This is a genomic window from Streptococcus sp. DD10, from assembly GCF_001578805.1.
GTDB lineage: Bacteria > Bacillota > Bacilli > Lactobacillales > Streptococcaceae > Streptococcus.
In genome coordinates this window covers 59,414-71,503 of the sequence record NZ_KQ969162.1, presented here as the reverse complement: position 1 = coordinate 71,503, position 12,090 = coordinate 59,414, and the positions used below count along the sequence as shown (strand labels likewise).

Genomic DNA, 12,090 nt, shown 5'->3' with positions numbered 1-12,090 from the left:
CAGTCCCTTTGCACCGAACCAATCACCTTGCCATGAAGACCATAGCGTTTCATATAGTAATCATCATCATTCAGCGCTCGCTCGTAGTCTGCAATCACTTTTTTATAATGCTCGATTAACTCGTTCATACAAGCATAAATCATTTATTTTTTCCTCCAAAAATTCCTTATTTTCATAAACGTTGCCGATGATTTCAAGGCTATCAGCAATCTCTTTAGCATCCTCTTCAAATTCCTCTAAAACTGCTACACTGCTACACATAAATTTCAAAAAGTAAAAAAGATTTTTTAGAAATCCCTATTTTATAGGCTTTCTTTATTATTACTATTATTTTATTTATACTTTATAAAAATAGTGTAGCAGTGTAGCAGTAATATATATAATACTTATAAACGTTGATATAACAGTATTTATAAGAGTTTAATTCTGCTACATTAACTGCTACACTGCTACACATCTACCCTTAAAATTGGTCTATACCGCTACACATAGAAAGCCAGTGCTACACATCTTCAATCCGTTTATAACCTCTTGTGCTTTTTCCTGCAATTCGAAAAACACCTTTCTCCCAATCAGGGTGATTGTCCATGATCATGTTGATTTTTGTTGACAGCTTCCTGTCATTTGAATTTCGCATGAAAAGGTTGTACATCATTTCCCTTGTTGAAACTTTTGTTAGTTTGCTATTGCCAGGTTCAAATTCATTGCTGTTATCAAAATACTTCATTGTATATTGATGTTGTTGTTGAATAGACCAACGTTCCCAACCTGAAGGCACGGGCATATCTAGGTATTCAAGCACTTGCAACTCAACCTCATCACGGTACATGAATTTTTCACGGTAGATATTCAACTCTTCTTCGGTCTCGTCATCAAACATCAAATCAACACCAGCACGATAGATTGTCACGGCTTCACCCCAAATTTGTTCAATCGTTTCTGGTTCGATTTCCATAGGGTGTTTCTTCTGTCTCTTACTATCTGCCATAACTGGTAGGAAACGACGTTCACCAGTCTTGTCTTTTAGATATTCTTTCTGGTTGGTCGTCCTGGCAAGGATGAAGTTTTTGGCAAATTCTTCCGTCCGCTTCATGTAGGGTTTCCGATAGCGTAGGCTAGTTTTTGAGATAAAGGCTTTCGTTTCTGCAAAGCTCATCCGATTACTAGCCACCATCTCATCGTCATTGACGATTAAGGATTTCAGCATGATATCGTAATTGTCCTTGTTGGCAAAATCCGTTACGGCATCTGTGTACCATGCTCCACCTAACTTTTGGAGGAGTGAGGTTTTCCCAACACCCTGACCACCGACCAGATCCAGAACATAGTCAAATTTAACGTGGGGGTCATATACTTTAGCAACCGCACCGACCAACCACATCTGAGCAATCTTGGAAACCAGGGGAATGTCCTCAGCCCCCAGGTAAACCTGAAGCATTCGGTCAATTCGTTTACGACCATCCCATTTTTCAGCAGCCTTTTCCATGTACTCAACGACTGGATTGTAAGACCGTTCTGAAAAAAATGTCTCCATGCCATCTAGCATCGCCTGGTTAGAAAAGGCCACCCCCAGCACGCTTTCAAAATAAACCTTTACAACTGAATCAAAGTTGGAGGGCAACTCCCCTTTTTTGAAAAGGGTATTACCTATCTTGATGTCTTTAAGAAGTTCATGCTCTTGGGAAAAATCGTTGTGCTTTAGGTAAATACTCAACTGATCGTCAGCCTTGAAAGACATCAGCACATTACTCGGGCTATTGGCCTTGATGTCTCCCTTGGCGGTAGTTATCATCTTAGGTTGTGAGTCAATACTTACTACATTACCAATCACAATCACCTCCTATCTTTCTTTATCATACTTTCAACCGTCCGTGTCACCTCTCTATCTGGCAGAGGATTGGGGCTGTTTGTGTTAGCCAGCCTAGCCAATTGCAGAACCAATTCATCATCAACTGCCCTGAATAGCAGGCCACCAACAAAACTTGCCAGCTTGTCATTTCGTCCCCCTTCGTCACCAAAACCCAGGGCAATAGTCTCAAAGAGGTCTGTGGTCTGGGTTCGGTCCCTAGTATGTGACCGTCTGGCCAAGTCTCTAAGACCGTCTTTACCATCATACTTATAGCCGTGAGTTTCGCCATACTGTTTTTTATAGCCTGGATTAATTCTTTTGAAGGAGTAATCATCGTACCACCTTCCTTGGACTTTTCCAGATCCCATTCATACTGCCCTTTTTCTGTTGCTGACGGAGCAACCAGAACGTAGTTGTTTTCGTTCGCCTTGATGTCTACACCAGGTAGAAAACCAATCATCTGCCCTATCGGTGTATCCTCACGCTTGAAGTAAAAAAGATGTTTCCCGCCACTTGCCGTCTTAGCCTGCAAGGTTGATTCAATCAAACCAAGATGTTTCCATTTCTTCAAAGACTCAAAACCATTGGATTTTCCGTGCTTATCAATATCAATAACAAAGAAGTTTGTGGTTCTGAGGGCAATATTTGCATTCGGGTAGCCGTCCCAAAAGTTTTCAATTTCAGCTGGAGTCATGGCAGGCTTGTCAGCAAACCCAATCAAAGGCATCTTGTTTTTAGGATTGATTGGAATGACTGAGAATCCTAACTTTTGATACTGCAAAGCATATTCTTTCATTGACGGCATGCGCTTCACCTATTTCCTAATCATTTTTTTTATCGGCACTAGCCCCTTCAAAGTCCCCCAAAAGTTTTTTAACTTTTGGGGGTTATGCTTTCCGCCTAACAACTACTTGCTATTTTTAAGCAAATATAGTAATATTAAGACCAGTATGATTTCGGTCATAGTCTCACCTCCTTTTGCATTGACCAACCACGCTTGCGTGGTACAATGCTCAAAAGGAGTGAGCTGACCGTGTCACCAAATTTTGGTGGCGGAAAGCGTAAGAATTAACACTTACGCTTTTTTGTTTTTTCGCAAAAAAATGCGCGTGACTAAAATGGAAGATCCTCATCATCAATCTCTGTTGCTTGGTCAATTTTGTTTCCAAGATATTCTTCGAGGTCATAGTTGTAACCTGTCGATTTGTCGCGTTTGGTGTATTCGTCAATAACCAAGATAAATTTTGTACCGACTGCCTTACGCTTCAAAGCCTCTTCCATGGACTTATTGTCTTCAAGGTCTGCACCACGCATTTTGTCATATGCTAGTTCGAGAGCCTTTTGGAAAAATTTAACCGTTGTTTCAACCATACTCGTCAAATCCATCTTCTTACCATTTTTTACCCAATCAACAAGGGTTCCCATGCCAATGAATTGAGTACGACCGTTGAATGGACTTTCTGGATCACGAACTTCGAAAGCGTAATTAATAGATTCCCATTTGCTATCAGCAATACGGGCCTCAACACCTGTTAAAACAACCTGATATTCTCCACCAGGAAGGTGTTGATTTCCGTTGTTGACTTTGTCCTTGCGTGGGTCATATCCGTTAGCCTTTAATTGTTTTGCAATATCTAATAAACTCATGTGTTTTCTCCTTTAATCCTTAAAAAATATCATCTTCGGAAGCTACTTCAACTTTTTTAGGTGCTTCTTTTTTGGGGGTCGTTGTTGATTTGGGAGCCGTCATAGTAACAGCACCATCAATTGTCTGCAAAATCTTCAAAATTGCCTTATCGTCAATCTGGTCAGATTTGTAAGTTTTACGTTTGCGGATAACCTCTCGGTTGTAATTGTTCCCAAGTTTTTCAGTCCGGATCATCAAGTCTGAGTTTCCATTGATGAGGTTGACATATTTTTCACGCAGACTTGGTAAAGTCTTAACCGCTTTTCCGTCGTCATTGTATTCAGTGATTTCACGGCTGATGTAGATAACATTCATTGGTAAAGCTTTAAGGTCAATAACCAATTCTGTCAAAGCCTGGTTGAAATAATCATAGCCTTTTCCGTAACCAATTTCTGACAGTGACTTAACATCAAATTCACCACATACGGCAATTTTAATCATGTCAATCACATCATCAATAACATCAATTACTACTGTTTCATAGGTGTGTTTCTGAGTTTGTAGAGCTAGTAAGATTTCGCTCAACTGCTCAATCACTGATTTTGTGATACGGCCATCCTTATCTTTTTCATTGATCAGTTGAATTGCTGGCACACTATTAGCACTAGCGTTTCCATCTGTGTTTAAAATGATAGGGTTTGGAAATTCATTTGCTAGGTAAGATTTCCCGCTCATAGTTGCCCCGTAAAAAAAGAAATTTCTTGGTGTGTCCACTGGGACTTGTGGTTTATTTTCTGGTAATTTAAACAAGATTATACTCCTTTATAATAAAATTCAATCACATTCACATCATGCTGCTGACGACTTCCTGTTATCCGCCAAAGCAATTGACGGTAGTCATCATATTCTCCAGAACCTTCTTCAACAGGATCCAGCACAACGATAGTTTGATATTTGTGTTGCAGACCATCCACACCAACACCCAGCACTTGACTAGTAGCAATCACTACTTTTTTGTCAAGACCTTCCTGGATGTCTCCTGTCCAGATACCAATTTTAGGATGGCGCTCATGGATAACATTGACAATCTGCTTAGATTTGCTGACAATCAGCATATCATGGGGTGCACGTTGGATAAGACCATCAATTTTCAACATCAAAGGTGTATCAGCATTAACTGGCTTTAGTTTTGGAAAATCAACTACAACGCCCGTTTGGTTTAAGTAACGTTCAAAAGTCAACCGTCCAAATGATTGCTTGGCCATTGCTGTTTCGTCTCCAACTGTTACTAGATTTAACTTTCTAAACTCGGAAATTTTCTCAGGATTGCCTGGTTCAACCGTCACAGGATAAAACTTTGTTTTAAAGCCGTTGTTTTCAACTGCATTTTCAATTTCTTCAATTTCCTCCCAGCGGAAGAAATTAGGCAAGTTATTGATGTACTTATCATAATTGCGAAAGTCTTCCCACTTCTCTTTTGAGTAGCTGAATGGATCATAGACCATTTTCCCATGAGTCTTTTGCCAGTCAAATTTATTATTTGGGGTTGCCCAACCAAATACCGTTTTTTCGAGCGGATAAAAATTTTGACCTTTTTTCCGGATTGGTGTCGCTGAAAGACCTATCGTGTATTTCCGCTTTATTTTGCGATATAAGGCAGTTTGTTTGTCACTCGACATATTCTGCCACTCATCTATTATCAGCACGTCACAGGCTAATTTATGCCCCTTTTTGACTTGGTTTTGAAGGTATCTATCTGTCTGAATGATAATCTCAACATCTTTATCAAAATTCATAAACTTGACTGCATCAATCCAACCATTCAGAATTGCTAGTCGATTGTTTGTGATGATGATTTTCTTAGCCTTTTTATGTTTTGCGATAGCAAGTGCACAGATAGTTTTACCCCTCCCCCCTAAAGCTTCAAGAAAAATTCCATTTGATAGGTGGTCACTTCTTTTGACTGCTTCAGCTTGCCACTTTCTTAACGTTATTGTAATACTCACGCACCACCTTTCCGATATCTTTGATAACTTCTTCAATGTCATTTCTCATTTCCCAGAACAGTCCGAGCCTTGCTGCTGCACGAATATCTTGATGATGACTTTTCTCAAATTTCCAAAGACCTAAGAATTTCAAAAGATCGTTTGGAATATCCGACTTGTAACCTGCATTGAATTGAAGAATGGCACCTGGATAGCAAAGTTGGATATAAGCGATGGTTTCTGCCACGCTATTATCTTTCGACTTGTCGTTATCCCTCGCCTTAAATTCTTCAACAATAACTACGTCGAATTCAAGGCTTGTTCCGATTTCGTGAAACCAATCAGCGAAGCCTCGCATACCATAAGAGACTACCCAGCTATCAACCAATCTTGCATTATCAAACAAGACAATCCCTGTTGTTGAGGTTTCAATTTTATTACTACTTGGATCAATTGCTAAAATCCTCATCAAATACCAGCTTTCTCCGTTAGCACTCCTGGATAAAGGGCCGTGTTAAACCAATTTTGTTTATTTACCTTTGCAAAGGCAAATAGCGCCTTAATTTCTTTTGCTTGTTTTTCGAATTTTCGAATATCTTCCTCTGATTCAAAAATAGGTTTTTCTTTGTATTTAGCGACTGTGACCAGATTGTACTCCGGAGTAAACACCGGCTTTTCATTTCCCTGATCAAGATTCGTTTCGTCTACTTTCACAAAACGAATCGCAACATCGAATAGAAATCCTTCTGTAACAAGCACTTCAATTGATTCTGGTCCAATCACAACTGCTAGCGAATCTGTTACTCGTGTTTTATTCATCAATTCCATTACTTAATCCTCAAACTTCTACTTTCTTGCAATTCTGCCCCTTTGATTTTCTTGCCAGCCTTCAGCAATTCCTTGATCGCTGTCTTATCTGGACTCAGCTTCTGCACAAAATATTTTTTAGGCAACAGATCCTCATCCACAACCACTGAAGGTTGATTTTTAGCAAGTGTGACCGTAAAGAGCAACCCCTTAACCTTGTCATGTCCAGTGATTTCAAAAGCTCCCTGTAAGCCAGTTTTAAGGCGTGTGATATCATTGTCAATCGACTTATACCTTGCCGTTAGACGGTCAATCTCTTCTTTAAGCTGTTTCTTATCAGCTTCTTTATTTTTGATGACCTTGACCGTATTTTCGACTTTCTCCTCGAACTGCTCAGTCCAATCAATCGAATCCAAAGTATCAGTCTTTGTTTCTTCATCTAACCCTTCCATGTCATTGATCTGTTTAAAGATTCCTGTTAGTTCATAAAGTGTTGCCATCTACTTCGTCACCTCTTTCATCAGTTTATTTGCTTCTTTGATTAACAGACGCATGACGTTGCTATCCGTTTCTTTCTCTGCTGCTCTTGTCAGCATATCCACCCACTCACGTCTGTTGTCATTCTTCCAATCAACCAACTCCGTGAGTGCTTGTGTGTGATTAAAGTAAGGCGAGTAGTCATATGACTTATCTTCCAAGCGGACACATCTGCCCGCCTTGATGTCTTTGGATAGATTCGCCCTTACGTTGCTATTTGTTGTACCGACAACCTTAGCCACTTCATCATATGAGGCAGCAGGGTGTTCTCTATAATATTCCCTAATTCGTTCCGCCTGTGTCATCTTCTTCTCCTTCTATCATGTTCATCACCTACATAGACTGAGCGATTGTTAACGAACAGCTTTCACAAGTCCACTGTTTTGCATAACAACTTTGATTGAATCAACAATTGTCTTTAAGTAGCGGTTTTCGCTTTGAAGGCCGTTGATTGTATTTCTTAGGTTGATGTATTCCTCAACGCTGATTTCAACTGTTTCTTTCATTAGGCAACTCCCGATCTGATTTTGACATTGAGCAACAAGCCTTTTAGGTTACGCTTTTCTTCGTCTGATAGCGTCAGACTATCAATGTGCTGATTGATGTTATTAAACGACTTCTGCAATTTTTCCTTTTTGTTAAACATTTTTTATACTCCTAACTGTTTTTTCTTTCTTCATATTCTCAAGCATTTCTGCCAAGGTTTCTTTCTTCGTACGATACCGATTTCTGCTCTTCCATTTAACAAACAAGCGAAAACCTTCATAATCAATAAATACGATCTTATGAGTTGGGTTATCGATGAACTGCTTAAAGTCTGGATGTTCTCGCATTTCACCAGCCCAGACTTTTGCCGTTCCTGGAGTCAATCCTTCCCACCTCTGACAAAGATGTTTGTAGTCACCATGCGTGGCTTTTTCATCCACATCAACTGGCTTATAAGTAATTTCTACTTTTGGCATGACATTTCCTCGCTTTCGGTGTTATAATTAAATTGATTTTTTTGGTAAGCGCCTGACTTTCGTTAGGTGCTTTTTTGTGCTACTCAATACTATAATCCGCGATAACTCTCAGGATAAACTGATTGGCTCTCACGCCCTTCGTCGTACCGCTCAGGATGTTTCGCACTTCCTGAGCCTGCATCCCATAAGCAACCGCAAGATCTGTTTTCTTGATTTTCTTTTCCTTCAGAAAATCATTAACTTTTTTTCGACCTACCTGAATATCTGGCATTTACGCTCCTCCTTTTTAAAAAATAAAAATGCCCTATCAAACTGATAGAGCATGTGATATAATAGTGACGGCACTAACGATACGCCTTGGAAAAGGAGGTATTACGGATGCTAGAACTTCTCAAAGTAGTACTTGTTGCAGTCATCGAGAGTATTATCTCATGGCTGGTGACTCGTTGGTTAGACGACCACTCCGACAAGTAGCCTTAATGGTTAGTGCTATCTAACCCAGAAAAAATCCCCTTGGTATTGCAGTACCGAGGGGATTTCTGTTAGCACTAAGTGCTAGAACTTCTCAATTCCCCTTTATTATCTCACATCTATTTCCAGTTGTCAAAAGAAACCTTTGGCAAGCTGAATTAGAAATGTGATATAATAGTGACGGCGTTAGTCACAAATCCCCGCTGTTAACCATACAGCTAAGGAGGTGAAAAGCGTGGACACGATAATTTCTTTTCTTTCCCATCCGCTAGTTGTCGCACTAGCCCCAGTCATCTTGACCTGGCTACTAGACAAATATAGCGATGAGGATTAACGCCTTGCACTCCACAATCTGGCGATGTGGGGTGTTTTTTACGTACCAAAAAACCTCCAAGCTGGCGACTTAGAGGTTAAGCGTGAACACGTTGCTAAGCAACATCTTTCTTTTCTTCTCCCCTATTATCTCACATGCTCTATACAATTGTCAAGGAACAAGTAACCAAGAAACAACTAAAATTTTAACTATTTTTCTGCATTATACTTGACAACCCACACCAAATGGGCTAAAATGAAAGCATAATAAAAACACTAATAAATCAATAAATACCGTTCGACAAAACAATTTTATAATTTATTTTCTTAGTTGTTTTTTTAGTTGTTTCTCACTTACAAAAACATTTTACACCATTTGGGATAATTAGTCAACCCTTTTACACCAAATTTGTTAAATTTTTTTGTCATGTCTTAGAAAGGTTGATTTAACAATGTTTGAGACATTTGAAAAAATTAAAGAATTAGCAAAAAAGCGTGGAAAATCTCTTGGGCAAGTCGAAGAAGACTTGGGTTATGGCAGAAATACACTGTATAAGATAAAAAATTCTACGCCAAATGCTGAGCGTATCGCAGAAATTGCTAACTACTTCAACGTCTCCACCGATTATCTGCTAGGTCGGACCGATAACCCAGCAATAGCTAGGGATGATGAGTTTGCTCAAGTAAATGGACAAATCATAGACTTACGCAAAGCAGCAGCCAACACCATGTTATTTGACGGAAAACCACTAAATGACGATGATATCGACTTCATCACATCCGTCCTATCCGCCCACTTCAAAAGCAAAGGAGAACGCTAATGACTATCACGATCAACTTCACAGAAAAAAACTCCTACATCACGGACTACCTAACCAAACACGGTATCGACACAACAACCATGGATTTTGACGACTTCATGGAACTCATGGAAGATATCGAAGACGCACGAGCAGCCGACCAAGCCTATATGGAGTACCTAGCCGACCCAGTTACTTATACCTTGGATGAGGTCTTGGATGAACTAGGACTAACTCGAGAGGATATTGCTTAATGTATCGGTTAGATATTGATAAAAAAGCTCTCAAGCAACTTAAAAAACTAGATACCCCAACCAGAAAACAAATCCTATCCTGGCTTGCTAAAAATATTGAAAACACGACCAACCCACGACAACACGGAAAAGCACTAAAAGCCAACCTTGCAGGTTACTGGCGATACCGAGTTGGCGATTACCGCATCGTCTGTGATATCCAGGATGATAAACTAGTTGTCCTAGCCGTGGAAATCGCCCACCGTAGAGAGGTTTATAAATAACAAGGAGAACTATGACACTCGCTAAACTCTGCGAAGAATATCAAGTAGAGCTTTGTCTCTTCGACAGTTCAAACTGGCATAGTAGCGGTTTCTACAATCCAGACACAAACGTACTCGCTATTGACCACAACTTAGCTCCTGAACAACAAATCCGAGTCGCACTACACGAACTTGGACACAAAGACCATACACGCTCAGAGTACCAGAACGCTCGCCTACGTTGTGAAAACGAAGCTGACAGGAATATGATCCATCATCTCGTAAAAGACGCGCTAGAAAGCTTAGACGACCCCACAGAGTTTGATTACCTCAAATTCATGTCTTATTACAATCTAAAAACCATGACAAATGAAATCATGGTTAAGGAGGAATATAAGTCACTAATTGGATAAAGGAGAAAGCTATGACAACATTAACACTGAATACAACAACTTACCAAGATAACCTTATTGCAGAATACCTAAAAGAGCACAATACCAAACTAGAAGATTTGGTCACTAGCCTCTTGCTTGAAAAACTCGAAGACGAAGCAGACCTCAAGGCACTGGAAAAAGCACAAGCTGAAGACGATGGTACTCGCTATTCTCTCGAAGAGGTGATGGAGCATTTAGGAATTACACACGAGGAATTGGACAATGCCAACCTATCAGCTTAAATTAACGCCAAAAGCCGAAAAACAACTAAAAAAACTTGATAAATCTGTGCAAACAAAAATATTGAAGTGGCTTAGAGATAATCTCGCCAACACCACAAATCCACGGCAACATGGCAAAGGCTTAGTTGGAGACCGTTCAGGACAATGGCGCTATCGTGTCGGCAATTATCGCATATTAGCTACAATCAAGGATGATGTGGTCACTATCGAAGTCTTTCAAATAGAGCACCGCAATACTGTCTATAAGTTTAGACGATAAAAAAATCCTCACACTCGCCATCGCCAAACTTTGAGTGTGAGGAAATCCTGTATAGTAAAAGGCATTAAAAAGCCCTCTTTACTATACCCATTTTATCAAAAAAGTGAGGTAAATACAATGTGGATGGAAGAACTTTCCAACGGAAAATACAAATTTTTTGAACGCTATAGAGACCCGTATACCGAGAAGTGGAAACGAGTGTCGGTTACTCTTGAATCAGGCTCAAGCAGGGCTAAGAAAGAAGCTCAGAAACACCTGGATGAAAAGATAACAGAAAAGCTACAAACTCTTACTACTACAGATATGCTTTTTACAGACGTACTAAATGATTGGTGGGAACTTCATAAAAAGTCTATCAAGCCATCTACTATCAAGACCATGGTCTATGCCGTAGATGAAGTAAAAGAGACTTTTGCGCCCGATGTGAAAATAAAAAATATCACTGCAAAGTACACTCAACAGTACTTTACTGACTCAGAAGAAAATCACATCAAACTCAAAAAACAAAAGTCAGTACTAAGCATGGTCTTTAAGTATGCACTTGATATGGAACTGGTAGATAGCAATCCTGTCCAGCGTGTGAGACTTCCTAAAAAGGTTGTTACATTTGAAAATATGGAAAAGATTGAAGATAAGTTTCTTGAGCAAAGTGAGCTAAAAAGGCTTTTAAAAGCTATGAAAAGCTATAATAGGGGCTACCACGTTGCCCGTATGGCTGAATTTATGGCGCTGAACGGTTGTCGTGTTGGGGAAGCTGGCGCGCTGAAATTTGAGAATTACGATAGAGAAAATCACACTATCACCATCAATGGCACTTTAGATCCAACCCGCAAAGGTTCTGAAGGGATTAAAACTACACCCAAAACTTTATCATCTATAAGGGTAGTTGACTTGACAAAAAAAGAAATAGAGATTATTGAAGAATTTATTGAGCTACATAAAATAAGAAAGAGTACCAATCCGAACTATAAAGACATGGGATTTATATTTGTATCAGCCAATGGAATTCCCATTCATAAATCAAGTATCGGCAAGCTCATGAAAAATGCAAACGCCACTTTAAAGAAGCCAATCAACAAACCACTTCACCCACATATACTACGCCATACACTAATCAGTACACTTGCTGAAAATAACATCCCTTTAAAAGCCATCACTCAAAGAGTTGGACATAAAGACAATGGAAAGACTACAATGGAAATCTATACCCATGTCACCAAAAATATCAAGTCAAAAGTTGTAGATGTGCTAGACAAAATTTACAAATAGTTTTGCCCCTTTTTTGCCCCCTGACACATAAAAAGAAAAA

The 12,090-nt window shown here is 39.5% G+C and carries 19 protein-coding genes and 1 pseudogene; 7 read left to right on the top strand and 13 right to left on the bottom strand.

Translation table 11 applies throughout. The features are described from left to right. Positions 1 to 502: 502 nt before the first annotated feature. From STRDD10_RS07615 to STRDD10_RS07565, 13 genes and pseudogenes are all read right to left on the bottom strand, one after another. Positions 503 to 1,831: a virulence-associated E family protein gene (locus STRDD10_RS07615; protein ID WP_067194630.1), complete on the bottom strand. Its 1,329-nt coding sequence runs from the start codon at positions 1,829 to 1,831 to the stop codon at positions 503 to 505. Positions 1,832 to 1,833: 2 nt separating this feature from the next. Continuing rightward, a pseudogene (locus STRDD10_RS11800) lies at positions 1,834 to 2,654 on the bottom strand (bifunctional DNA primase/polymerase). A 308-nt stretch (positions 2,655 to 2,962) separates the two neighbouring features. After that, positions 2,963 to 3,496 (bottom strand): hypothetical protein, encoded by a 534-nt coding sequence (locus STRDD10_RS07605; RefSeq protein WP_067194628.1) that lies wholly within the window; start codon positions 3,494 to 3,496, stop codon positions 2,963 to 2,965. Between the two features lie 19 nt (positions 3,497 to 3,515). Next, complete coding sequence (locus tag STRDD10_RS07600; protein ID WP_067194625.1) at positions 3,516 to 4,289, bottom strand: AAA family ATPase; 774 nt, start codon at positions 4,287 to 4,289, stop codon at positions 3,516 to 3,518. Beyond that, complete coding sequence (locus STRDD10_RS07595; RefSeq protein WP_067194620.1) at positions 4,289 to 5,482, bottom strand: DEAD/DEAH box helicase family protein; 1,194 nt, start codon at positions 5,480 to 5,482, stop codon at positions 4,289 to 4,291. Before STRDD10_RS07595 ends, STRDD10_RS07600 begins: the two co-directional genes overlap by 1 nt. Further along, positions 5,445 to 5,930 carry a hypothetical protein gene (locus tag STRDD10_RS07590; protein WP_067194619.1) on the bottom strand — a complete coding sequence of 162 codons (486 nt, stop codon included), beginning with the start codon at positions 5,928 to 5,930 and terminating at the stop codon, positions 5,445 to 5,447. Before STRDD10_RS07590 ends, STRDD10_RS07595 begins: the two co-directional genes overlap by 38 nt. Further along, positions 5,930 to 6,289, bottom strand: coding sequence for a hypothetical protein (locus STRDD10_RS07585; RefSeq protein WP_067194616.1), 360 nt, complete (start codon positions 6,287 to 6,289; stop codon positions 5,930 to 5,932). The genes STRDD10_RS07590 and STRDD10_RS07585 overlap by 1 nt, the downstream gene beginning before the upstream one ends. After that, positions 6,289 to 6,768 carry a siphovirus Gp157 family protein gene (locus STRDD10_RS07580; RefSeq protein ID WP_067194613.1) on the bottom strand — a complete coding sequence of 160 codons (480 nt, stop codon included), beginning with the start codon at positions 6,766 to 6,768 and terminating at the stop codon, positions 6,289 to 6,291. The genes STRDD10_RS07585 and STRDD10_RS07580 overlap by 1 nt, the downstream gene beginning before the upstream one ends. Further along, positions 6,769 to 7,110 carry a hypothetical protein gene (locus STRDD10_RS07575; RefSeq protein WP_067194610.1) on the bottom strand — a complete coding sequence of 114 codons (342 nt, stop codon included), beginning with the start codon at positions 7,108 to 7,110 and terminating at the stop codon, positions 6,769 to 6,771. Positions 7,111 to 7,158: 48 nt separating this feature from the next. Further along, positions 7,159 to 7,311, bottom strand: a complete 153-nt coding sequence (locus STRDD10_RS10905) for a hypothetical protein (protein ID WP_156468627.1) — start codon at positions 7,309 to 7,311, stop codon at positions 7,159 to 7,161. Beyond that, positions 7,311 to 7,451, bottom strand: a complete 141-nt coding sequence (locus STRDD10_RS11595; protein WP_231853390.1) for a hypothetical protein — start codon at positions 7,449 to 7,451, stop codon at positions 7,311 to 7,313. The genes STRDD10_RS10905 and STRDD10_RS11595 overlap by 1 nt, the downstream gene beginning before the upstream one ends. After that, the gene (locus tag STRDD10_RS07570) at positions 7,444 to 7,767 is read right to left on the bottom strand and encodes an excisionase (protein ID WP_067194607.1); all 324 of its coding nucleotides are present in this window, start codon (positions 7,765 to 7,767) and stop codon (positions 7,444 to 7,446) included. The genes STRDD10_RS11595 and STRDD10_RS07570 overlap by 8 nt, the downstream gene beginning before the upstream one ends. 79 nt (positions 7,768 to 7,846) lie before the next feature. After that, the gene (locus STRDD10_RS07565) at positions 7,847 to 8,038 is read right to left on the bottom strand and encodes a helix-turn-helix domain-containing protein (RefSeq protein ID WP_067194604.1); all 192 of its coding nucleotides are present in this window, start codon (positions 8,036 to 8,038) and stop codon (positions 7,847 to 7,849) included. 964 nt (positions 8,039 to 9,002) lie between these two features. Between STRDD10_RS07565 and STRDD10_RS07560 the strand changes: the two genes are divergently transcribed. The 7 genes from STRDD10_RS07560 to STRDD10_RS07530 all read left to right on the top strand — a co-directional run bounded on the left by STRDD10_RS07560 (position 9,003) and on the right by STRDD10_RS07530 (position 12,050). After that, positions 9,003 to 9,371 carry a helix-turn-helix domain-containing protein gene (locus tag STRDD10_RS07560; protein WP_067194601.1) on the top strand — a complete coding sequence of 123 codons (369 nt, stop codon included), beginning with the start codon at positions 9,003 to 9,005 and terminating at the stop codon, positions 9,369 to 9,371. Next, entirely contained in the window at positions 9,371 to 9,604 is a 234-nt protein-coding gene (locus STRDD10_RS07555; protein ID WP_067194598.1) for a hypothetical protein, read from the top strand. The genes STRDD10_RS07560 and STRDD10_RS07555 overlap by 1 nt, the downstream gene beginning before the upstream one ends. Continuing rightward, positions 9,604 to 9,867 carry a type II toxin-antitoxin system RelE family toxin gene (locus STRDD10_RS07550; RefSeq protein WP_067194595.1) on the top strand — a complete coding sequence of 88 codons (264 nt, stop codon included), beginning with the start codon at positions 9,604 to 9,606 and terminating at the stop codon, positions 9,865 to 9,867. The genes STRDD10_RS07555 and STRDD10_RS07550 overlap by 1 nt, the downstream gene beginning before the upstream one ends. Before the next feature lie 11 nt (positions 9,868 to 9,878). Then, the gene (locus STRDD10_RS07545; RefSeq protein WP_067194593.1) at positions 9,879 to 10,259 is read left to right on the top strand and encodes an ImmA/IrrE family metallo-endopeptidase; all 381 of its coding nucleotides are present in this window, start codon (positions 9,879 to 9,881) and stop codon (positions 10,257 to 10,259) included. 11 nt (positions 10,260 to 10,270) lie between these two features. Further along, positions 10,271 to 10,522, top strand: coding sequence for a DUF6290 family protein (locus STRDD10_RS07540; protein WP_067194590.1), 252 nt, complete (start codon positions 10,271 to 10,273; stop codon positions 10,520 to 10,522). After that, positions 10,503 to 10,781: a type II toxin-antitoxin system RelE family toxin gene (locus tag STRDD10_RS07535; RefSeq protein WP_067194587.1), complete on the top strand. Its 279-nt coding sequence runs from the start codon at positions 10,503 to 10,505 to the stop codon at positions 10,779 to 10,781. Before STRDD10_RS07540 ends, STRDD10_RS07535 begins: the two co-directional genes overlap by 20 nt. A 117-nt stretch (positions 10,782 to 10,898) precedes the next feature. Next, the gene (locus tag STRDD10_RS07530; protein WP_067194585.1) at positions 10,899 to 12,050 is read left to right on the top strand and encodes a tyrosine-type recombinase/integrase; all 1,152 of its coding nucleotides are present in this window, start codon (positions 10,899 to 10,901) and stop codon (positions 12,048 to 12,050) included. Positions 12,051 to 12,090: the final 40 nt, after the last annotated feature.